This window comes from Luteolibacter rhizosphaerae, from assembly GCF_025950095.1.
Taxonomy (GTDB): Bacteria; Verrucomicrobiota; Verrucomicrobiia; order Verrucomicrobiales; family Akkermansiaceae; genus Haloferula; species Haloferula rhizosphaerae.
Genome location: NZ_JAPDDR010000015.1, coordinates 1 through 23,096, shown reverse-complemented (window position 1 = coordinate 23,096; position 23,096 = coordinate 1). Strand labels below are relative to the sequence as shown.

General features: G+C 63.0%; 16 protein-coding genes. 12 read left to right on the top strand and 4 right to left on the bottom strand.

The genetic code is table 11. The features are described 5' to 3' along the window. The first annotated feature begins 94 nt into the window (after positions 1-94). The 3 genes from OJ996_RS22635 to OJ996_RS22625 all read left to right on the top strand — a co-directional run bounded on the left by OJ996_RS22635 (position 95) and on the right by OJ996_RS22625 (position 3,919). Entirely contained in the window at positions 95-1,018 is a 924-nt protein-coding gene (locus tag OJ996_RS22635) for a pseudouridine synthase (RefSeq protein ID WP_264515980.1), read from the top strand. Positions 1,019-1,093: 75 nt separating this feature from the next. After that, complete coding sequence (gene acs, locus OJ996_RS22630; RefSeq protein WP_264515979.1) at positions 1,094-3,052, top strand: acetate--CoA ligase; 1,959 nt, start codon at positions 1,094-1,096, stop codon at positions 3,050-3,052. Positions 3,053-3,055: 3 nt separating this feature from the next. Further along, a complete protein-coding gene (locus tag OJ996_RS22625) occupies positions 3,056-3,919 on the top strand; it encodes a hypothetical protein (RefSeq protein ID WP_264515978.1) in 864 nt (287 codons plus the stop codon). 125 nt (positions 3,920-4,044) lie between these two features. On the opposite strand, the gene ftsH is transcribed toward OJ996_RS22625, so the two are convergent. Next, positions 4,045-6,384 (bottom strand): ATP-dependent zinc metalloprotease FtsH, encoded by a 2,340-nt coding sequence (gene ftsH / locus OJ996_RS22620; RefSeq protein ID WP_319800709.1) that lies wholly within the window; start codon positions 6,382-6,384, stop codon positions 4,045-4,047. A gap of 162 nt (positions 6,385-6,546) precedes the next feature. On the opposite strand from ftsH, the gene OJ996_RS22615 reads away from it, so the two are divergent. After that, the gene (locus OJ996_RS22615) at positions 6,547-10,041 is read left to right on the top strand and encodes an ATP-binding cassette domain-containing protein (protein WP_264515977.1); all 3,495 of its coding nucleotides are present in this window, start codon (positions 6,547-6,549) and stop codon (positions 10,039-10,041) included. Between the two features lie 4 nt (positions 10,042-10,045). Here the strand turns inward: OJ996_RS22615 and OJ996_RS22610 are convergent, their stop codons facing one another. Both OJ996_RS22610 and OJ996_RS22605 read right to left on the bottom strand, forming a co-directional pair. Next, positions 10,046-10,705, bottom strand: coding sequence for a hypothetical protein (locus OJ996_RS22610; RefSeq protein WP_264515975.1), 660 nt, complete (start codon positions 10,703-10,705; stop codon positions 10,046-10,048). Then, complete coding sequence (locus OJ996_RS22605; protein ID WP_264515973.1) at positions 10,692-11,564, bottom strand: ParA family protein; 873 nt, start codon at positions 11,562-11,564, stop codon at positions 10,692-10,694. The genes OJ996_RS22610 and OJ996_RS22605 overlap by 14 nt, the downstream gene beginning before the upstream one ends. Positions 11,565-11,585: 21 nt before the next feature. Between OJ996_RS22605 and OJ996_RS22600 the strand changes: the two genes are divergently transcribed. From OJ996_RS22600 to OJ996_RS22570, 7 genes are all read left to right on the top strand, one after another. Continuing rightward, positions 11,586-13,742: a DUF255 domain-containing protein gene (locus tag OJ996_RS22600; RefSeq protein ID WP_264515972.1), complete on the top strand. Its 2,157-nt coding sequence runs from the start codon at positions 11,586-11,588 to the stop codon at positions 13,740-13,742. Positions 13,743-13,793: 51 nt separating this feature from the next. Continuing rightward, positions 13,794-14,855 carry a PTPDL family protein gene (locus OJ996_RS22595; RefSeq protein ID WP_264515971.1) on the top strand — a complete coding sequence of 354 codons (1,062 nt, stop codon included), beginning with the start codon at positions 13,794-13,796 and terminating at the stop codon, positions 14,853-14,855. A gap of 20 nt (positions 14,856-14,875) precedes the next feature. Continuing rightward, positions 14,876-15,466 (top strand): imidazoleglycerol-phosphate dehydratase HisB, encoded by a 591-nt coding sequence (hisB, locus tag OJ996_RS22590; protein ID WP_264515970.1) that lies wholly within the window; start codon positions 14,876-14,878, stop codon positions 15,464-15,466. Positions 15,467-15,477: 11 nt separating this feature from the next. Next, complete coding sequence (hisH, locus tag OJ996_RS22585; RefSeq protein ID WP_264515969.1) at positions 15,478-16,098, top strand: imidazole glycerol phosphate synthase subunit HisH; 621 nt, start codon at positions 15,478-15,480, stop codon at positions 16,096-16,098. A gap of 12 nt (positions 16,099-16,110) precedes the next feature. Next, positions 16,111-17,259, top strand: coding sequence for a XylR family transcriptional regulator (locus OJ996_RS22580; RefSeq protein ID WP_264515968.1), 1,149 nt, complete (start codon positions 16,111-16,113; stop codon positions 17,257-17,259). Positions 17,260-17,726: 467 nt separating this feature from the next. Further along, entirely contained in the window at positions 17,727-19,232 is a 1,506-nt protein-coding gene (locus tag OJ996_RS22575) for a S10 family peptidase (RefSeq protein ID WP_264515967.1), read from the top strand. A 162-nt stretch (positions 19,233-19,394) separates the two neighbouring features. Further along, complete coding sequence (locus OJ996_RS22570; protein WP_264515966.1) at positions 19,395-20,618, top strand: alginate export family protein; 1,224 nt, start codon at positions 19,395-19,397, stop codon at positions 20,616-20,618. Between the two features lie 181 nt (positions 20,619-20,799). Here the strand turns inward: OJ996_RS22570 and OJ996_RS22565 are convergent, their stop codons facing one another. Beyond that, the gene (locus tag OJ996_RS22565; protein ID WP_264515965.1) at positions 20,800-21,720 is read right to left on the bottom strand and encodes a LysR family transcriptional regulator; all 921 of its coding nucleotides are present in this window, start codon (positions 21,718-21,720) and stop codon (positions 20,800-20,802) included. A 92-nt stretch (positions 21,721-21,812) separates the two neighbouring features. Here OJ996_RS22565 and OJ996_RS22560 point away from each other — a divergent pair, with 92 nt between their 5' ends. Next, the gene (locus OJ996_RS22560; RefSeq protein ID WP_264515964.1) at positions 21,813-22,853 is read left to right on the top strand and encodes a CmpA/NrtA family ABC transporter substrate-binding protein; all 1,041 of its coding nucleotides are present in this window, start codon (positions 21,813-21,815) and stop codon (positions 22,851-22,853) included. The last annotated feature ends 243 nt before the right edge of the window (positions 22,854-23,096 follow it).

Below are 23,096 nucleotides of genomic sequence, written 5' to 3'. Positions count from 1 at the left end.
TCTTCACCCGATTTTCCGCAGGCGCGCAGGTTCCGCAAGGGCCTGCGCTCTTTGCGTTTTCAGCCATCCGTTATAGATCTCCCGTATCGCCACCATGTCCGAAGCCGAAGGTATCCGCCTGAACAAGTTCCTCGCCTCCTGCGGGGTCGGGTCCCGCCGCGCCTGCGACGCCTTGGTGCAGGAGGGGCACGTCGAGATCAACGGCAAGCCCTGCCTGAATCCCGCCCAGCGTGTGGAGCCCTCCGATTTCGTCCGGGTGGATGGCAAGCGGGTGCAGGCCAAGCAGACCAACACCGTGCTCTTCTACAAACCACGGGGGTACGTCTGCTCGCGCGAGGACGAACTGGGCCGCGATACGATCTACACGATCCTTCCCTCGATCCTCCAACACCTCCACCACGTCGGTCGCCTCGACCGGGACTCGGAAGGGCTGCTGATCCTGACCAACGATGGCGATCTCTCCCAGCAGCTGATGCACCCTTCGAAGCTGGTCGAGAAGGAGTATCTCGTGACCTCGAACCAGCCGGTTCTCAACGAGCACCTCGATCTCTTCGTCTCCGGAGTCTACGTGGAGAAGCAGCGCCTGCGGGCCAAGCACGTCCAACGCATCTCCTCCCGCCGTTATCGCATCGTGCTGGAAACCGGCCTGAAGCGCCAGATCCGCCAGATGTTCCTCACGCTCGGCTATCAGGTCCAGAGGCTGGTGCGGACCCGCATCGGCACCCTTGAGCTAGCGGATTTCCCGGTCGGCGCGTGGCGCCCCTTGGAAGCCGAGGAGATCAAGCGCCTGCAGATCAATCCCAAGCAGAAATCCGAGCGCCGGCCCGCGGTGAAGGCCGCGAAAAAGGCAGCCAAGAAAGCGCCGCGCAGGGCTGGCGCACCACCACCGCCGCCAACAAGCGGCCGGGCCGGATCCGCCCCGAAGTCCAAACGCAAGCCGGGCAGCCTATCCCTGCCGCCAAGTTCGCGCCATACCTCGAAAAAGACCGCGAAGAGGGCGCCAAAACGCAAGTTTTGAGTCGCCCCCTGCGAATGGTGCCTTGTAGCTTCCCGCACGTCCGGCAACCCGACTTGCGCCGGAAACCCAAGGACCATGAGCAACAAGATCGAAAGTCATCTCGTCGAAGATCGCATCTTCAAGCCTGCGAAGGAGTTCTCCGCCAAGGCACGCATCTCCAGTCTCGCCCAGTACAAGAAGCTCTGGCAGGAGTCCGTGGATAAGCCGCAGGTCTTCTGGGCCCGCGAAGCCAAGGAGCTCTCCTGGCGCCAGCCTTGGAGCAAGGTGCTCGATTGGAAAGCACCGGATGCGAAGTGGTTCGTGGACGGCAAGCTGAACGTCTGTGAGAACTGCGTGGACCGCCATGCCAAGGGCGAGCGCAAGAACAAGGCCGCGATCATCTTCGAAGGGGAGCCCGGCGACAAGCGGGTGATCACCTACGCCCAGCTTCACCGCGAGGTCAGCCAATTCGCCAACGTCTTGCTGGCGAAGGGCGTAAAGGCGAAGGACCGGGTGCTGGTTTACATGCCGATGATTCCGGAGGCGGCGGTTGCCATGCTCGCCTGCGCCCGGATCGGCGCGGTGCACTCCGTGGTTTTCGGCGGCTTCTCCTCCGACTCGATCGTGGACCGCTTGGAGGACTCCGGCGCCACCCACGTGATCACCGCGGATGGCGGTTGGCGCCGTGGCAAAATCGTCCCGCTCAAGGAGAACGTCGATGAAGCGCTGAAGCGCTACAAGGGCATCAAGTCCGTGGTCGTCTACCAGCGCACCAAGCAGGAGATCTCGATGACGAAAGGCCGCGACACCTGGTGGCACGACGAGATTGCCAAGGTGAGCGCGAAACACGAGGCCAAGGCCTTCGACTCCGAGCACCCGCTTTTCATCCTCTACACCTCCGGTTCCACCGGAAAGCCGAAGGGCATCCTCCACACCAGCGGCGGCTACCTCACCGGCACCTACACCACCTGCAAGTACGTCTTCGACATGCGGGATGACGATGTCTACTGGTGCACCGCCGATGTCGGCTGGATCACCGGTCACAGCTACATCGTTTACGGCCCGCTCGCGATGGGTGCGACCCAAGTGATGTATGAAGGCGCGCCGAACCAACCGGACTTCGGCCGTTTCTGGCAGATGATTGAGGAGTATGGCGTGACCATCTTCTACACCGCGCCCACCGCGATCCGCGCCTTCATCAAGGCCGGCGACCACTTCCCGGCAAAGCATGACTTATCCTCGCTGCGCCTGCTCGGATCGGTCGGCGAGCCGATCAATCCGGAAGCGTGGATGTGGTATCACGAAAAGATCGGCGGCGGACGTTGCCCCATCGTCGATACCTGGTGGCAGACGGAAACGGGTGCGATCATGATCACTCCCCTGCCCGGCTGCACCCCGCTCAAGCCCGGCACCGCCACCTTGCCCTTCTTCGGCATCGATGCCGCCATCCTCGATGAAAGCGGCCAGGAATGTAAGGCGAACGAAGGCGGACGCCTGGTCATCCGCAAGCCATGGCCCTCCATGACCCGCACGATCTACGGGGACAAGGCGCGCTACAAGAAGACCTACTGGTCCGATTATCCCGGCATGTATACTGCCGGCGATGGAGCCCGCCGCGACAAACAGGGGAACTTCTGGATCGTGGGACGCCTCGACGACGTGCTCAACGTCTCCGGGCACCGCCTCGGCACCGCGGAAGTCGAAAGCGCTCTCGTCGGTCACCCTGCCGTGGCGGAATCGGCGGTGGTCGGCCGCCCCGACGACCTGAAGGGCCAAGCGGTTGTCGCCTTCGTCACCCTGAAGGCCGGAATCGCCGAGACCCCCTCCCTGCAGAAGGAATTGCGGGAGCACGTGGGCAAGGTCATCGGTGCCATCGCGAAGCCGGACGACCTCCATTTCGCCCCGGCCCTGCCGAAAACCCGCTCGGGCAAAATCATGCGCCGACTCCTGAAGGAGCTGGTTGCCACCGGGAAGGTCACCGGGAACACCACGACGCTTGAAGATTTCAGCGTAATTGCCAATCTTCAGGAAAGGATCGCCGGTGCGAAGAAATAACGAATGACCACCACCCGCTACATACTCGCGCGAATGGCCCAAGCCTTCGGGGTCAACCGGCGCCAACGCCGGATGGCCGAAGCAGCCTCCGAAATGCACCTGCTGCGCGAGGCGGAGCAGGTGCTCGGGCAGTCGGTATGGGAGCAGGTGGAGGAAGTCGAAGAGCTCGGCGTGGAATACTGGAACCTGCGCAAGCTCATCAAGGAGCGGGACGAAATCCGGGGCAAGCTGGAGGATTGCGAGGCGATCCTCGCGGATGCCCATGAGCAGCGTTCAAATTTGCTCGGATCCAAGTCGGACTCACAGTCCGACTTGGAGGGCGAGCGTGCCGAGCTGCTTGCGGACCTTGAGAAGCTCTCCCGCGAGCGTGATTCGGTGATCCAGCAAGCGCGTGAGATCCGCCGGATCTATGACGGCCTCAAGATGAAGTTGGAGGTCCTCCAGCGCGAGGGCACCACCGATGCGATCGAGAAGACCAAGAGCCGGATGATCGACCTCAAAGGTCAGTTCACCGAGCTCAAGCAGCGCCGCGACGTGGTCGCCGCCAGCATTGCCGAAGGCGATGCGAAGGTGGACGCAATCGACACGGAGCTGGCAGAGGAGCGCCAGAAGCACCGGGCCGAGGCCTCGGTCGCTTTCCAACAGATCGGCCAGGCCAACCGCGACATCTCTTCGCTCAAGGCCCAACTCGGCCTGATCGACACGCAGATGCGCCAGCTTTTCAGCGAGATCGGCCGCCACGTCAGCCGGAACGCCTTCATCAACGACGAGTGCCGCAATGCGGCCAAGGGCCACATCCCGATGATCGATGTGATGCGCGCCCTGAGAAAGTCGGTGGCGATGAATCACCGCCTCGCGGGGATGTGAGACACCTCTCCGGCTCTAGCCGGGCAGAGTTGCCATAGGATCCGTCCTTCCGATCCTCCGGGCAAAACGAAAGCGGCGTGGATCTCTCCACGCCGCCTTGAAATCAGGATCTTGCCAGACCTAGCTCAGGCCGGGGCTCCGACCACTTCACCGGCCAGCGGACCGCCTTCATCCGGCTTGTCCTCGGTCGGCTTCGCTGCCGGCTTCTTGCGGAATTCCTCGGGCACCGGCGGCGGCTTGGGCGCGCTCGGTGGATTGCGCATCTCGCCGTGGTCGATGATGTCCTTCAGATGCGAGGCATCGAGGGTTTCATACTCCAGCAAAGCCTTCGCGATCAGCTCGACGGTGTGCTTGTTCTTGGTGAGGATATCGGTGGCTTGATCGTAGGCTTCATCGATGAAGCGCTTGATCTCGGCATCGATGATGCGCGCGGTATCTTCCGAGTAGTTGCGGCTGCGGGAAACGTCGCGAGCGAGGAAGACGGGGCTGTCGCCATCGCCATATTCGATCATGCCGAGCTTCTCGCTCATGCCCCACTCGCAGACCATGTGACGGGCCAGCGAGGTGGCCTGGCGGATATCGCCCGAGGCACCGTTCGAAACGTCATCAGTGATGAAGCACTCCGCGATGCGGCCACCCATGGTCACCACGAGGTTGGCAAGGGCTTCCTTCCGCTGGGTGGAATACTTGTCCCCTTCCGGCAGATACATCGTCGCGCCGAGGTAGGGCCCGCGCGGGATGATGGTCACCTTGTGCAGCGGGTGCGTGTGCGGCAGCACCATGTTGAGGTAGGCGTGACCGGCTTCATGCCAAGCCGTGCCGATGCGCTCCTTGTCCGACATGGCCAGGCTGCGGCGCTCGCGGCCCCAGCGGACCTTGTCGCGCGCTTCTTCCATCTCGGCGATGGTCACGGCGGAAAGTCCGCGGCGGGCGGCAAGCAGGGCCGCCTCGTTGATCAGGTTCGCCAGCTCGGCACCGGAGAAACCGGGCGTGCCGCGAGCAATGACACCGAGGTCCGTGCCCGGGGCCAGCTTGATCTTCTTCACGTGCACGCGAAGGATTTCTTCGCGGCCGTTCACATCAGGAAGGGAAACGGTCACCTGACGGTCGAAACGACCGGGACGGAGCAAGGCAGGGTCGAGCACGTCCGGACGGTTGGTCGCGGCGATGATGATCACACCCTCCTGCGTGTCGAAGCCGTCCATCTCCACGAGGAGCTGGTTGAGCGTCTGCTCGCGCTCGTCGTGACCGCCACCCATGCCATGGCCGCGGTGGCGACCGACAGCGTCAATTTCGTCGATGAAGATCAGGCAAGGCGCGTGCTTCTTGCCCTGCTCGAACATGTCGCGCACGCGGGAAGCACCCACGCCGACGAACATTTCGACGAAGTCGGAACCGGAAATCGAGAAGAAGGGCACATCCGCCTCACCGGCGATAGCGCGGGCAAGCAGGGTCTTGCCGGTGCCCGGAGGACCGACCATCAGAACGCCCTTCGGGATCGAGCCGCCAAGCTTCTGGAACTTGCGGGGATCGCGGAGGAAATCGACGATTTCCCAAAGCTCTTCCTTCGCTTCCTGAATCCCGGCGACATCCTTGAAAGTGACCTTGTTGTGATCCCTGGTAAGCAGGCGGGCCTTCGACTTGCCGAAGGACATCGCCCCGCGACCCGCCGCCTTCATCTGCTGGCGGAACAGGAAGAACAGGAGCAGCACGATCAGCAGGACCGGCAGGAAGGTGAAGATCGCGCTACGGAGGAAATCGCTCTCCACCTTGTAGACGCTCCCCTTCTCCCGAAGGATCGAACCGACCTCGTCACCGAGCATCAGCAGGTTCGCGCTGACTTGGAAAGGAATCGGCTGGGCCTTGGCATCGGCTTCGGAAGGAGCCGGGGGCACCTCGTGCACGGCCACGACCACACCATTGGTGCCGTCGGTCGAGTAAACCGTGATCGGCGCGTTCTCTTGGACGGGCTTCACCTCCTCAAGCGCGGCGACGCGGCGGAAATCCAACTTGGAAAGATAGACCGCCTCCACGCCTTGCTGAGGCGGGGCTTCGTTCACCACCCGGAACGGCAGCTTCTCGCCCAGGATATCGGAAAGTTCCGAGATCGGCAGGGATGAAACCTGGATGCTCTTGCGGGAGCCGGGCTCCTCGTTGCTGTTCCGCGGCGGAACCTTGTACAGATAGCCGGAGATCTCGGCGCTGTAGACATTCTCCTTGGTGGTGACCTTCAGCGGGTGCTTCGGGTCATCGAGGATCACGCGGCCTTGGTCCCAGTTCTTGCGGAACTCCGCATAGTTCATGGGCTGGGCCGCCGTTCTGCCGCCGGCATTGAAGAAGGCGAGGCCGAGAATGAGGAACGCGGCACCGAGAAGGATGGCCAGACGCCAATTGAAACCGGGCGGTTCGTTTGGTCCGCGCGTCCCTGGACCCTGCGGCGGACGGTTCTGGGGTGATTCAGACATGATTCTTTTAGAGGGCAGCTCCTGCTGCAACCCGCGGGGATCATAGCATCTCCGGCAGGACGTGCAAAGGGCGCGACAGGGTAGCCCCGGTTCCTCGAAAGAAAACCCAATTTTTTCCGGCGCTCTTGCCCGGCGCAAGCCTGTTTGCCATTGATGGCGCGGATGGATCCCGAGACGGCTGGCGACGATGCCCAGGAAACGCGCAACGTCACCGGCAGTTGGTGGCGGGCCTTCCGCCATCGCCGTCGTTCCGGCTCCTCCGGATCCCGCGTCTTGGCACTGATGGTGGATGCGTTCACCGGCTTCGCCACCCTGGACGGCCGGATGGATGCCGACGAGGCCGACCTGATCCTCGATCTGCTGCGCAGCGCCTTCCCCGAGGCGGACCACAGCTGGCTGGCCCGGCGGGTGCAGAAGGCCGTGCGCGACCAGAAGCCGCTCGCGCGCACTGCGCTGGATTTGAGAGAGTTGCTAGACGACTCCCAGAAGATGGCGGTGGGCCTCCAGCTCTACACGCTGGTGGATGCCGTGGGCCGCTCGGAACGCAGCCGCGCCTCCTTCGAGGTCTTCCTGCGACGCCTCGGCCGCCCCGATCAGGCCCGCTTGATCCTGGCAGAAATGAGCGGGGAAGCTCCCAGCGAGCACAGCGGCTTCGAGCGTCTGATCTTCTCCGCCGACGCGGACGCCGACGTGGCGCTTCCCCAGGAAGCGAAGGGGCACGCCTTCCGCGTTTACCGCGCCTCGGACCTGCTGCTGGTCCGGAACACCGGTGAAAATCCGCTCTGGATGCGGGGGCGGTCCTTGGAAAGCGGTGCCTTCCTGCGGATGCGGGAGCGACAGCAACTCGTGGTGCCCGGCTGGACCCTGACCTGCGAGGACCTCGTCTTTTTCCTCAACGTGAAGCTCACCGGGAATCGCCCGGCGATCTTTCTCGCCTCCACGGAGGAGGGTCTCACCAGCGAGCGGGCGCGGAGCCGCCAGAGTGCGGTGCGCATCCGCTTCGGCCTGGAAGCCGAGATCGAAGCCCTGCGCCCGACCGAACTGGTGGTCGAAGGTCGCGGGCTGCTCACCCCGGGGAAGCCGGTGCTCTGCCGCCATGACGAGCGGCTATCCGATCCCTCCGGCTTCTCGATCCCGCTGGATGCCCTGCGCCGACGCCGGGTGGAAGCCGGCGGCCGTTTCCGCTTGGAGGCGGACCAGCGCGACTTCCTGGTCTCGAACGATCCCGCGATGCTCGACCGGGGCGATCTGCTGCTCGCCCCCGGCATGGCTCCTCGGGTGATCCTGCGGGTGCGCTTCGACTTGGAACGCCGGACCGGTGACGTCTTCGTCCGCGAGGCGGAGGAAACCGTGACCGCGGACGGGATTCCCGTCAAAGGGTCCGCGCCCCTGCGCGAGGGCTCGATCATCCGCCTCTCCCGCACCCAGGCCCTGCGGTGCCGCTTTAGCGAGGGCATCATTGATGAGGAGCGCAATCTCATCGAATCGCTCCGCGCCCAAGATCTCATCCACGAATTCGTTCCGGGGATCCGCGCGCTCGATAACGTGAACTTCGAGATCGGGCGCGGCGAGATGCTCTGCATCATCGGCCCCAGCGGCAGCGGCAAGAGCACCTTGCTTTCGGTGCTCGCCGGGCAGATCGAGCCGAGCCGTGGACGGGTTCGGCTGAACGAATCCTCGCTCTATCAGAACCGGCTCGAGCTGATCCGCTTCATCGCTTACATGCCGCAGGAGGAGGCGCTGAATCCGCAGCTCACTGTGCTCGAGCATCTGCGGCATGCGACCACAATCCGCCGCCCCTTCCTTTCGGCGGAGGAAGTCGAGCGACGCGCCCACGGCATCATGGCGGAGTTGGGCCTGCAGGCAATCGGCAGGCGGCGGGTGGGATCCCCCGGGGAGAAGACGCTCAGCGGCGGGGAGCGCAGCCGGTTGAATCTCGGACTCGATCTCGGCAGCCCGGCGGAGGTCTATCTCTTCGACGAGCCGATCTCGGGACTTTCCTCGAAGGACTCCGAGCACGTGGCGGAAACCCTGCGCTCGCTCGCCCGAGACAAGATCGTCATCGCGTCCCTGCACCGCCCGGGTGCGAAGGTGATGGGACTCTTCGACAAGGTCCTGCTGTTAGATAACGGTGGCAAGCTCGCCTTTTACGGCACGCCGCAGGCGATGATCGCTTATTTCCGCGAGATGGCCGGCGAGCTCGGGATCTCGCATCCCTCGGTCTCGGAGAATGTCCCGCTCGGCGCGGATTTCGTCTTCGATGTGCTGGAGACTCCGCTCGCCCACATCGGCGGCGGCCAGAACCCGTCGGCCGCCCGACGTTTCCCACCGAGCTTCTGGCAGGAACGCTTCGAGAGCCAATCGCTGGTGAATTCGCTGGGAGAAGTCGCGCCGCCTTCGCGGGTCGAGCGTCTCGCCAATTCGCCCGTGCCTTCGGCGAGCGGCGGCGCGGGTTGGATTTACGGACTGAAGCGTTCGTGGTCGGTACTACAGACGCAGTTTCATCGCTCGCTGCTTTCGAAAGTCCGCAACCGCGGCACGCTTTACTCGACCCTGTTAGAAGCGCCTCTCCTCGCTCTCCTGGTCGGAGTCACCCTGCGATCTTCAAAGGAAGGTTCTTACGAGTTCCACACGGCGCTGCACATTCCGGCCTACCTCTTTCTCTCCGCCACGGTGGCGATGTTCCTGGGCCTCACGAACTCGGCCACCGAGATCCTGCGCGACCGCCCGATCCTGCGCCGCGAGCGCAACTGCCGGCCGAATCCCCTGCTCTACGTCACCGCGAAGTTTGGAGCACTCGGCTTGGTCGCCGCCGCACAGTGCCTCGCTTACACCGTCATTGGCCATACGATCCTGGAGATCAAGGGGACGATCTTGAGCCAATGGCTATGGATGACTCTAACAGCCTGCACCGGCACCGGACTGGCGTTGCTGGTATCCTCCCTAGTGAAGACCGAGCGCGCGGCGCTTACCGCCGTGCCGCTGCTGCTGGTTCCGCAGATGCTTCTCGCGGGGGCTCTCGTGCCTTTCCGCGAAATGAACCGCGGTCTCTTCGAGAACAGCGGCATCGAACGTGAACGGGGCGGCACCCCGGTGCCTTCCCGCTTCATGCCGCTGCGCCATGCCTATGAGGCGATGGTGGTGACACAGGCAACCCGCAATCCCTACGAGATCGAACGTATCCGGATTCAGCGGCGCGTCGATGCGATCAAGGAAGTGACGGAGACGCTCGAGCCCGCCGTGGCGGAGCGCCTCCAACTCATGCTTGAAGCTCTGGTGAAGCTGGGGGCCGCGGACTCGACCAACACTGCCGATGCCCGCGATCTCGCCGAACGCATCACCGATCTCGCCCGCGGCGGCACCCGTCTTCAGATCGAATCCATCCGCGTCCAGAGTTCCGACCCGAAGGCACGGCCAATCTCCGAGTTCTTCGTGAACAACCGCATCGACCTGCTGGTTCGCGAGGCGGAGACCTTCCGCGTGGACTACCGCAACAACGACGGCACGCGGAACATCTTCCTCGGCCTCAAGAAGCCGGTCGGCGGAGACTGGCTGGAAACCGTGGATTACGACGCCATCCTGCTGCTCTTGGTGATGATCAGCTCCGGCGGACTCACCGCCGCGGTTTTGGGAATCCAGAATCGCCGCACGAGGTAGCGGATCAGATCGCCTCACCACGCGGGGTCGCCGCTTGGCGCAAGGCGGTAGCGATCTCGGCGACGGCGGCAGCGGTCAAGGGACGCGGCATTACGGCACCCAAGACAAGACATCCGAAAGCGGTTTCCACCGGCACGACTTCAAGAACTGCATTCGAGCCGATCTTCACGTGCACGTTACCGGCTTGGCCGGACACCGGCCGATAAGCCTGAGCCAGACTGCGGGCGAGGAAGTGCAGCTTTGCGAAAGCGGGGTCCTCCATCACCGGCTTCCCTTCCCGATCCAAGATAAACACGCCTTGGGCACTGGTGTGACGGATCAGGCTATCGCGGAAGCGGGCAAGGCGCTCGAGCAGCGGACCGCGGCGCTCGGTTGCCGGTGTTGAGGGCGGAATGGGCGGCGGGGTGACCGTCTCTCCGGCAGGAGCAGGGGGCTGAACCTCCGCCACTGCTACCGGTTCAGGGACGTTAACCGGCGGAGTTGGCGCTACCGGTGTCGGTGCGGAACTCGCGGGTGAAGCGGGCTCAGCCGCAAAACCGACGAACTCCCGGCCAAACCCCGCGTCGGGCCCGGGATCCGCCGTGGCTCCTCGCGGTTCCGAGAGCAAGCTCTCCGCCATCCTCCGGACGGAGGAGGCATCGATCCATGGTTCAAGCGGATCCATGGTGGCGGGGCTGGGGCGAATGCCCGGCTCGTTCCAGCTTCGCTTCGATCTCGGCACGCAGGGAGTCGAATACCGCGAGGGCCCCGGCACCGTCCTCAAGGACACCGACAGGCAAACCGCGGGCACTCGCCCTCACGAAAAGCCCGTCGCGCGGGATCATCGTCTGCAGGACGAGGTCCGGTGGCAAAAGCTGGCGAAGGGCGATCACCGACTCACGGCTCTCGGCCATTTCCTGCTGGACCATGGTCATCAGCACACCGAGCACGAGCAAGCGCGGGTGGATCACCCGGAGACGGTTCAGGCCTTCCAGCATTTTTGGCACCGACCGGATCCCGAGCGGCTCCGCCTGCTGGGGCACGAGAACGGCATCACTGGAGGCAATGATATCAGCCGTGAGGCCGAAAAGGCCCGCCGGGGTATCGACGAGACAGAGGTCGAAGCCGCGGGCTTCCACCGCCCGAAGGAATCCCCTGACCCGGGCCAGATTCGCCCCGGTGGGCGAGCCTCCCACCTCGTAGTCGCTGGCTTGACCTGCGGCTACCAAGGAGAAGGTTTCCAAGCGTGTGGGGACCAGGATTCGCTCGAGCGGGATGCCGGGGTCGGCCAAGTAGTCATAGAAGCCGGAAAGCATCCGCGATTGGCGCGTCAGCGAGAGTCCCACCGAGCCTTGCGGGTCGGCATCGACGAGCAAAGTGCGGAGTCCGGCCCGAGCAAAGGCATGCGCCATATTGATCGAGACGGTGGTCTTGCCCACCCCACCTTTCTGACTGGAAACCGCTATACTAATCACGCTGATAAGGTCCGGAAATCGCTGCCGCAGCGTAGCTTCGGCTTGTAAGCGCGAAAGCCTTTTCTGCATCTTGGCCCTAGCCTTCCCCTCTTGACACCCATTGAAATGCTGAAATCCGGAACCCGTGCCTGCCTGCTGGCCACCTTGGCCCTGAGCACCTCTTGCCGCGAGCGGGCAAAGGAATCCGCACCCGCCGCTGTCCCTGCTCCAATGGTGCGTGACCTGGCGCCCAATGCGATGTCCGGAGCGCCCAAAGGACTGCTTGAGCGCAGGGCCTCATCCCCGGTTCACTGGCAGCATTGGGAACCGGCCACGCTGGAGCAGGCGAAGCAAACCGAGCGCTTGATCTTCGCCGTCCTAGGCTCCTCGCGCTACCCGGGCTGCTTGGAGACCCTTGATGCGATCGATCGCAGCAGGGGCTTGGCAGATCGCCTCAACCGAGAATTCGTACCGGTCTTGGTGGATCTGGACCTTTGCCCGGAAGCCGGAATCGCCGCTGCGATGCTCTCGCAGGAGCTCAAGATGCCGATCTCCTTTCCCTACATTCTGGTACTGTCCCCGGACGGCAACCCGGTGACTTGGCGCTCACTACCCTACTCGAATAGCGCCGGGATTGAGACAATGTTCGACGAGGCCGCGGAACTCGTCACGAGCATGTGGCAGGAATCCCCAGGCTACGTCCTGAAAAATAGCGCGTCCGACCAAGACCGACGCATCACCAACTTGGCCAAGCCGGACTCAACGCCGGCTACGGACGAGGAAAGAAACGGACTTCTCGACCGCGCGATACGCCAACTCGGAAGCCTTTACGAGCAGGATGCAGGCACGATGTCCGGCTCAGGCGGCTTGCTGCCTCTGGGTATTCTCCAATGTTTGGCCAGCGCCTCGCAGGATCCGGACACGCCTGTGGAAGTCGCCGCACGTAGTAAGCAGATTGTGGCTGCATTCGGGCGCAGCGTCCTCTCCAGCGCGATGGTCGATCCGCTTGATGGCGGCGTGTATTCGACCCGGCGCGGCAATAGCTGGGATCTGCCCATGCCGCAGCGTAATTGTGGCACGCAGGCGCGTGCCGTGCGGGCTTTGGTGACGCTTTACCGCGCCACCGGGGATGCGCGCACCTTGGAAGTGGCTCTCGGAGCGGTGAGGTTTGCCGAGCAGCAATATGCCACGGAAGATGGGCTTTTCTCGAATCAGCGTCTCTCGGAGGCGATGTCACCTGCCAACTGGCTCTGGAGCAAGAAGCAGATCGACGAAGCGCTCGCCCCTCAAGAAGCCGCGCTGTGGATCGCCCTATGCGGCATCTCCGAAATCGGAAATCTGGCTCCGGACACGGATCCAGCACGCGAGTTCTTCCGTCTCAACTCTTTGGGTTACCGCATGACCTTGGCAGAAGCTGCGGCGAAGCTGGGCCTCCCGGTCGAGGAAGCGGCCAAACTTCAGGAATCCGGTCGGAAAAAACTTTGGGAAGCCCGCTCCGCCCGGGTTTCCGAGCAAGCCCCGAACCCCTCCGCCTCGGCAGGAACCAGCTTCCGGATGGTCTCCGCCTATGCAGCCCTGTTTACCGCCACCGGCGATCCGGCATGGCGAGAGAAGGCGCTCCGGTTGGCTCAGCGTAGCCGCGAACTTTTCACTTCGGGCGATCGTCTCGTCGAGGTCAGCCCTGCCACCCCCGCCCCGGTGTGTGCCGCCCGCGCGTTTACCTATGCGCTCGCGATCCAAGCAGGGCTCGACTTGGCGGAGATCACCTTGGACGAGAACTGGCGGATCTGGGCCGGGGATATGGTCTCGGTGACGGCGGAAAGCTTCGTTGATAAGGAGGGCAGGCTGCTCGAAGCCCGGCCTGAGGCCAGCCCCCTGCGCTTTCCGGTCGAAAGCCGGGTCATGGTCTTCGACGACTCCACCGCGGGCTTGATGCGGATGAACTTGGCCCGTTTGGAAGCTTTGGGGCAGCCCCCGCCCCCCGCATTGGCCCCGTGGCTCCGCTCCTTGCCAGCTTTTACCACGGTCCCCGTCATCTTCACGGATTCGATTCTGGCAGCATCCTTCTCCCGCTCCCGGATGGTGGTCCACCTACCCCGGAATGCTTCGGAAGAGTGGAAAGAAGCGGCCTCCCGTCTACCGCTCGACCGCATCGCCCGGAAGCTTTCCAGCGCCTCCGGACCCAAGTCTGTAGGCCCCGGAGGCACGGAGATTCCGCTATCCGCCCCGGCCGATCTGGAGACTTTCGCGGCACATCCGGCCCCCTGACGCGATTTTTCCTCTCGCGTCCGTGGATTTCATTGGGATTGTTTGCCGCAAATGAAAACCTACCGCCTCTTGCCGCTGCTGCCCGTCCTTCTTGCCGCCTCTGCGTCGGCAGATAGCTTTGAACTGAAGGACGGCTCGAAGATCGAAGGCACGATCCTGCGTACCGATGGTTCCGACTATATCATCGAAGTGCAGGTGACCAAGTCGATCAAGGACGAGCGCCGCATCCCGAAAGCGGATGTTGTGAAGCAAGTCGCCGAGCAGAAGGACCAGACGGAATTCGCCGCGATCGCGGCCTTGGTTCCCGCGCCCGATCTTTACAGCGAGAGCGAGTACGAGGTCGCTTCCGCCAAGGTGCAGAGCTTCATCAAGAAGCACCCGAACTCCCCTCGCAAGAAGGACGCCCAGAAGATCTACGACACGCTCGAAACCGAACTGGCCGCCATCAAAACCGGCGGCGTGAAATTCGAAGGCCGGATGATCCCCGCTTCCGAGCGTGCCCCGAAGGCCTATGGCCTCGACGCCAGCATCGCCGCCAGCAACTTGAAGAAGGCCGGTGATAAGGGAGAAGTGGTTTCGGCCCTGCGCGAGTGGACCAAGCTGGAGAAGGATTTCCTGGGTAGCAGTGCCTATCGCGACAACAAGGACTACGCACTGACCCTGATGAAGACCCATCTCGCCAACGTGACCTCCGTGCTGAGTGGTTACGATGCCCGGGTGAAGGCCCGCCAGACCGGCCTCCAAGGCATGGACCAAAGCGACCGGGTGCGCAGCGAGCAGGCGATCCAAGAAGAGCAATCCGCCTACGCCGCACGGGTCGAACGCGAAAAGGCCGATGGCATCAAGTGGCACACGCTCGATCCCTTCGCGAAGAAAGAACTCGATGAAGCCAAGCGCAGCTTGGAAACCGAGATTCGCCGTCTGACCTCTCTCGACACCAGCACGCTTCAAAATACCGAAGCCGCCTATGAGGAAGCCTACGCCTCCATCACCAAGGCCGGTGCCAAGAAGCAGGAAATCGATGCCGCCATCTCCAAGGCCCGCGGCTTCAACATGCCTCAGAAGTACATCGACGAGTTGCAGAAGCTGGCACCTGCCACGCCCGCACCCTGAGACATCCCCTTGCCCATTTCATGTCCAACCGCACCGCCCGCCGCAGCCGCAAGACCGCCGAAACGCAAATCGAACTCTCCATCGACCTCGACGGGTCGGGCGAGTCGAAGATCGCCACCGGAATCGCCTTCTTCGATCACATGCTGACGCTTTTCTCGCGTCACGGGCTGTTCGATCTGAATCTCGATGCCAAGGGCGATCTGGAAGTGGACTTCCACCACACGGTGGAAGACACCGGGATCGTGATCGGGGATGCGATGCGCGAGGCGCTCGGGACCAAGGAAGGGATCAAGCGCTACGGAAGCTTCTACCTCCCCATGGACGAAACTCTAGCGCGGGTGGTGGTTGATTTGAGCAATCGCCCGCACCTCGAGTTCCGTGCGGCGCCAGGCACGCCATCGGCCCCGAACTTTCCCTTCACGCTGGTGGAGGAGTTCTGCCGAGCGCTGGCCTCGAACCTGCGGGCGAACATCCATGTCGAACTACTCTACGGTCGCGACGGTCACCACATCGCGGAAGCCATCTTCAAAGGTCTTGCACGTGCTCTCCGCGAGGCTTGCGAGAAGGATCCGCGCGTGAAGGGCATTCCCAGCACGAAAGAGGCGCTCTGAGACATCCGATCATGACGGGTATCATCGATTACGGGGCCGGGAACCTGCGCAGCGTGGCCAATGCCGTGCACGCGCTGGGTATCGAACCGCGGCTGGTTTCAAAGGCTTCCGATCTGGAGGGCGTGAGCCATCTTATTCTTCCGGGCGTGGGCGCCTTCGGCGATTGCATGGCCGAACTCAGCAAGCGCGACTTGATCGAGCCGGTGCGGGATTGGGCGAAGGCTGGCAAGCCCTACTTCGGCATCTGCCTCGGCTACCAAATCCTATTCGAAGGCAGCGAGGAAGCCGGCGGCACCGAAGGCCTGGGGGTCTTTCCGGGCAGCGTCCGCCGTTTCCGCGAGGACGGACGGAAGATCCCGCACATGGGCTGGAACGCGGCCCTGCCAGTGAAGCCGGAGGACGAACTCTGGGAAGGCCTCGGCGAATTCCCCTACTTCTACTTCGTGCACTCCTATTTCCCCGAGCCGGCAGACCCTGCCATCGTGGCGATGCGGACCGAGTATGGTGAAACCTTCGCCAGCGCGATCCGCTCGGGAGCGGTGGTGGGAACCCAGTTCCACCCGGAGAAGAGCCAGCAAGCGGGCTTGCGCCTGCTCGGCAATTTCCTAGGCGCGGTCCCCGCCGCGGTGTAAGCGCTACCAAGCGTGCGGCACGTCGCGGTCATTGTTGAAACCTCCACCCAGTACGGGCGGAACCTTATCCGGGGCATCGCACGCTTCGGACGCCTGCACGATTGGCAGATCCACTTCGAATACCGCGGCAAGACTGCGGCGGAGCCGGATTGGCTGGCTGATTTCAAAGGGGACGGAGTGATCACCACCAGCCCCGATCAACGCCACTCGCGCGCCCTGCGTGAAAATGGAATTGCCGTAGTGGATCTCGAGGGCACCCATGTCGACCCCGCGGGAGAACATCTCTTGGTGGACAGCGATCACCGCGCTGTCGGGCGCATGGCCGCTGAGCACTTCATCGAGAAAGGACACCGTCATTTCGCTTTCCTCGGCTTCAGCGACCACAGCGTTTCCCGCGAGCGGGAGATCGGTTTCACGGAGGCGCTGGCGACCCGTGGCTTCAAACCGCTCTGCCACCACACCCCGGAACGCAAGGCGCGGACCTTTGAAACCCTGCAACGCGGTGACGAAGCTTTCATCGCTTCCCTGCCGAAGCCCTGCGCACTCTTCTGCTGCTGGGACGAGGTGGCATTCCGGGCGGTGCAGTCCGCGATCGAGTTGAAGATCGCGGTGCCGGAAGATCTGGCGGTACTGGGCGTGGACAATGATCCGGTGTTTTCCAGCACCTCGAGGATCCCTCTTTCGAGCATCGATCCCGATATCGTGAGGATGGGCTTCTTGGCCGCGACCTGGCTTTCCGGACTGATGGAGGGGAAGGCGCTGAAGCAGCTCAAGCTGGAGCGGCTGGTGCCGCCGAAGGGACTGGTGATCCGTCAATCGACGGCGCTGGATGCGATCGAGGATCCGGTGGTACGGAGGTTTTTGGAGCTCCTGCGGCAGCAGAAGCCGGGGATGCTGAGCATCGAGGAGCTGTCGCGGGACTGCCACGTCTCGCGGCGTCTGTTAGAGCAGCGGGTGAAATCGGCCACGGGCAAGACCCCGCGGCAATTGTTGAGCCAGACACTGGTGGACGGGATCCAGAAATTCCTGTCCCAGACGGACTACACCTTGGCCCATATCGCCGACCTGTTAGGGTTCGAACATGCGGAAAGATTGAGCCATCTTTTCCGCAGACAGACGGGGATGACGCCCGGCGAATACCGTAAATCCACGGGAATCTGAGGCGATTCCGGCCTTCGCAAAATCGCAAGGCGGCTTCCCGTCTTCATAATGCATGGCAAGGGTCTCCGGGTTACTTTGATGTCACCCGTTGGGAGCATTCCTCCCGGAACACACATCAAAAAGACCTCGAACCAAATCAAGCCATGTCCGTTCCTTCTGCCATTTCTTTCCCGGTGAACACTGGTTCCACGCAGCAAAACGGCGCCCGCCGCTAAGCTCGCCAAGCTTTCCCAAAACGCCGGTTTCCGCACTCGGGGACCGGCGTTTTTTTGTGCGCATTTCAGAGGTTCGCTGTCCCAGAAGCGCAGAGAGTTGACCCGAAATCGCATGGATATCGTCGAGAACTGTCAAAGACCCTCCGGACGGCAGCGGGTGGCGAGTACCGCCACTTTCTACAGGCGAAGCGGCGGGACGGGTTCGCTCTTGGCGTGGACAAGCCCCGCCCAGTTTCTAATCTCCGCGATACCATGCGCCCGACACTCCTTCTGCTCGCCCTTTTTACCGGCCTGTGCACCGCCCAGGAAAAAGCTCCGGAGGCCAAGCCCGAGCCGCCGAAGGAGGAGAATAAGGAGGACAAGAAGGTCGAGCCGGTGACCAAGGAGGGATCCGTCACCATCGGGGGCAAGAAGATCGACTATCAGGTCACCACCGCGAAACTGACGCTGCAGAAGGATGACGGGGCCCCGCGGGCCTCTGTTTTCCACGTGAGCTACCTGAAGAAAAACGCCGGGGATCTCTCCAAGCGCCCGGTGCTGTTCGCCTTCAACGGTGGTCCGGGCTCTTCCGCGGTCTGGCTGCACCTCGGCACCCTGGGCCCGAAGCGGGTGGAACTGCCCGGGGACGGAACCAGCGCACCCGTGCCGCCGGCCAAGCTGGTGGCGAACGAATTCTCGATCCTGGACGTGGCCGACCTCGTCTTCGTGGATCCGGTGACGACCGGCTACAGCCGCGTGGAAAAGGACGGGAAGCCGGAGGAATTCCACGGTGTGGAAGGCGATGTCGAATCCCTGAGCGATTTCATCCGCCGCTGGGTCACGGAAAACCAGCGCTGGAACTCGCCGAAATATCTGCTGGGCGAGTCCTACGGCGGCATCCGGGTCTCGGGCTTGGCCTCACAGCTTCAATCCCGCTACGGCATGTCGCTGAACGGCGTGGTGCTGCTGTCCTCCCTGCTCGACTTCCGGACGCTGAGCCCGTCATCCGGGAATGATTTGGCCTACCAAGTCTTCCTGCCGGTCTACGCCTCCGTGGCACACTTCCACGGCAAACTGAAAGGCGACCGCGATGCACTGGTGAAAGAGGCACAAGAGTTTGCTTCCGGTGAATATTCCCAAGCTCTCTACGCGGGCAACAAACTGGACCCGGCGAAGAAGCAGGCGGTGGCCGAGAAGCTCTCCGCGCTCACCTCGCTGCCCGCGTCCCTGATCCTGGAATGCGGGCTGCGGATCGACCCGACCCGCTTCCGGGGCGAACTGCTGAAGAAAGAAGGCAAAGTCCTGGGCCGCTTCGACGCGCGCGTGGCCTGGCCTTCCACCGACCTTTCGTCTCCCTATCCCGAGTATGATCCGTCTTTCTCTCTGGCCTTGGGTGCCTATTCCACCGCGATGCTGTCCTACCTGAGCGGCGAACTCGGCTGGAAAGAGGACTCTCCCTACGAGATCCTGACCGGGAAGGTGCAGCCGTGGAAGATGGGATCGGGCAACGGCTACGTGAACATGGCCAGCCGTCTGGCCACGGCGATGCGCGACAACCCGCACCTCCGCATCCTGGTGATGGGCGGTCATGCGGATCTGGCCACCCCGCCTGACGGCATCGCCTACTCCCTGTCACACATGATGGAGCTGCCGGAGAGCGCTCGGAAGAACATCGTTTTCACCCAGTACGAAGCCGGTCACATGTTCTACCTGAACCCGCCGGATCTCGCCAAAGGGCGGAAGGATCTGGTGGAATTCATCTCCGCGGGAGAGGGCTGAAAGTGCAGCCTGCTCATGCCAGAAGGCCATGACAATGAATGAGCTTCATTGTCCGCCGGGATGAGTGTGTTTCATCGCTGATGTGCGTAATTCGCACGGCTCTAACAATGGGCAAGCCGCCGCTTGGCAAGCGAGCGGCTTTCCACGGAGCCACCTCAGACAATGAAACACCAAACCGCCCTCGCCTCCCTGCTCGCCTTGGCCGCGAGCACCGTCGTCAGCCGTGCCGGAACCGCCGAGCCCTCTCCCGAGATCGCCGCGGCCAAGGAAGCCCCGTGGATCAAACCGGTGATCGATATCCGCATGCGCTATGAATTCGCGGATGTGGACCGCTTCGATCCCTCCCACGCCCTGACAGTACGCGAGCGGCTCGGGCTGAAGACGAAGGACTGGCATGGTTTCTCCGCATTCATTGAAGGCGAGTTCACGCAGGCCGCGATCGACGACTACCATGGCGGTGCCCCCGGCGTGGATCCCTTCGATCCGAACAACACCACCATCCCCGATCCCGAGAACAACGAGCTAAACCAGCTCTACCTGCAGTACAGCGGCTTCGACACCACTGTCAAAGTGGGACGCCAGCGGATCATCTACGATAACGCCTACATTATCGGCAACGTGGGTTGGCGCCAGAACGAGCAGACCTACGACGGGATCTCGATCACCAACACCTCCCTGCCGGGCCTGACGGCGAACTACGCCTACATCAACCAAGTCAACCGGGTCTTCGGCACGGACGCCACCGGGATCTTCGAGAACGCTCCCGGCGAGATCCACCTCTTCAACGCCTCCTATACCGGAATCAAGGGGGTGACCTTGGGCGGCTATGCCTACCTGATGAAATTCGACGACGCGGGCAGCACGGGCTGGGACAACAACACCTTCGGCCTGAGCGCCAAGGGGACCTTGGCCGGCGTGGCCCTGCACGGCGAACTCGCCTTCCAAGAGGATGCCGGCCCGCTGAACAACGAGGAGGGCCTCTACGCCCACTTCTTCGCGACCAAAGCGATCGGCACGCACTCGCTGACGGTCGGCGTGGAGCATCTGGACGCCGGTGTGCAGACACCGCTCGCCACCTTGCACGCAGTCAATGGATTCGCGGATGCCACCGATGCGCGCCGCCTCGCCGGTACGCATGGCGGCCTGACGGACACCTACGCCAGCTACACCCTGCCGCTCTTCTACGGCATCAAGTGGATGAACGCGGTCCACATCTTCGGCGACAACGCGATCAGCAACGACCTGGGCTTTGGCTTCGACTCCGTGCTGACGAAGAAGTTTGACGATCACTTCACCGCGATCGCGAAGCTGGGCTACTTCGACTCGGAGGATTCGCTCTATCTTTCCACCACGCGCGCCAGTGTGGAGCTGAACTATACGTTCTAAGGAAGCCTATCGGGAAAGGGACCGGGATGGACGGGATCGATAGGATTGAAATCCGCGTGATTCGGATTCAGCCCGTCATCCCTTCCGTCTGATCTTTCCGAGGAGGATTCTCACCTCATAAACAGAAGCGCCGGGTATTCACCCGGCGCTCTTCGTTTAAAGGGTGTGAGGCCTTTCAGAGTTAGTGGTCCGAACCGCCCAACTCACGGCCGACCATCTCGGCGATGCCTGCGAAGGTCTCCTCGATCAGGCTGAGCTTGCGGTCGGTATTGTAGAAGAGTCCCCACTCGCGCTCGATGGCCGAACCCTCAATCTGGATCGGAACCAGCGAGCCATCGTCGAACTCGCGCTTGGCCACCCAAGGAGCGACGATGCCGACGCCGAGGCCGATCTTGGCCATGCCCTTGATGGCCTCCATATCGCCAAGCACGAGGGGCTGGCGGGTGCGAACGCCGAGCTTGTCGAAATGCTCTTCGATGAGGCGATGCGTCTCGGTGGCGCGGGCGTAGATGATGAACTGAACGCGCGACATCTCATCGAGGTCGATGCGTCCAGCCTCCGCCCAAGGGTGCATCGGCGAGACAGCGAAGGTCATGCGGTCCCGGAAGATCGGCCGGTAGCCCTCCGGGGCACCACCGCGCGGGAGCAGGCCGAGTACGAGATCGAGCTCGTGCTCCTCGATCCGCTCAAGCAGGCGGGTGGTATCATCCGCCTCGATGGTGGGTTCGCAGCGGGGAAAGCAATCGCGGAACTCGCGGAGGACCGTGGGCAAAAGAAACTGGCAAAGGGAGTGCGGCGCCCCAATGCGGATGCGGCCCTGTCCCCAGCGCTTGAGACCATCGAGCTCGCGGCCGGCATCTTCCAGCTCGCCGAGCACGCGGCGGCAGCGGCGGAGAAAGACCTCGCCCTCCTCGGTAAGCACCGTCTTTTTGCCGAGGCGGTCGAGAAGCCGGCAGCCCAAGCTATCTTCCAGCGCCTTCATCGAGTGACTGATGGCCGACTGGGTCAGGAACAGTTTTTTGGCAGCAAGCGTGAAGCTGCCTTCGTCGGCGACGGCCACGAAAGCGCGCAATTGGCGGAGATCGGGCAGCAGGTCAGTCATGAACAAATCTCATCGGAATTCCGGGGTTCGGTCAGCAGGGGACATGCCAATGCTGCGGTGTTGGCACCCTTTCCGCTTACGCATTGGCACGCATGGAAAGCCACGTCGCCACTGAATCCCGCTCACCGATCCGCCTCGGTTTTGTTCCGTTGAATGATTGCGCGCCGGTGGCGGTGGCCCACGAGCTGGGACTCTTCAAAAGCTACGGGCTGAACGTGAAGCTCTCCCGCCAGCCGGGCTGGGCGACCGTGCGCGACATGCTTTCCTACGGGGAACTGGACGCCGCCCAATCGATCGCGGGCTTAGCCTTCTATCTGGCCTTGGGCCTGAGCAAGACTCGCCGCGAGATCGCGGTTCCGCTGGTGCTAAGCGCCCACGGCAATGCGATCACCCTGACGCGCGACCTGCCGCCGGAATCGATCCGCAGCGGCGAAGGACTGGCCGCCCATCTCACGCATCGCTGGAAGAAGAACCGCCCCTTCACGCTAGCCGCGGCGCACCGCTTTTCCTCCCACCACCTGCTTCTTCACGGGTGGCTGCGGCGCCACGGCATCGTCCCGGGGCGGGATGCGGAGATCGTCTTCCTGCCGCCGCCGTTGATGCCGCGAAATCTCGCGATCGGCCACATTGACGGCTACTGCGTGGGCGAGCCTTGGAACTCCGAAAGCATTCTTAGCGGCACCGGTTGGTGCCCGGCAACCTCCGCCGAGCTGGCGACCGGCCATCCGGAAAAGGTGCTGCTGGTGACGGGCGAGTTCGTCAACGAGCGCCGCGAGGAATGCATCGCCTTGGGTGCCGCGCTGCTGCACGCCTGCCGGGTCTGCCAAGACCCCTCCTTCCGGAACGAGCTGATCTCTATCCTGGCGAAGCCGAACTACACCGGCTGCGCTCCCGCCACGCTGCGGAACAGCCTGGGCCCGGTCTTCGACTCCGGGCGCGGGAATCTGGATGCTTCCGATTTCCATCTTTTCTATGGTGCGGACCTGAACTGCCCGACCGCGGACAAGGCATCGTGGTTCCTCTCGGGCATGCGCGGCGCGGGATTGCTGCCCGACACGACGGCGGCTCCCCTCACCCGCCTCTATCGGCAGGATCTGTTCCGAGCATCCGAGAAGCTGCTGCTGCCGAGCTGAGGATCCATGCCGTTGAGGATTTCTGAATGAGGTTAGAGTAGCCGATGAGAGCCGGGTGAATCTTCCCGGATTTGCCGAGCGGAGAGCGAAAGAACTTAGTGGCCTCCTCGTGCTCCTTGATCTTACTTTGAAAGCGCGGACACGGTTTCGGGGGTTAGCTGTGGTTGAGGGATTGTTCGTATTCCACGGGCGATTGATAGCCCAGCGAGCTGTGGAGGCGCACCGGGTTGTAAAAGGTTTCGA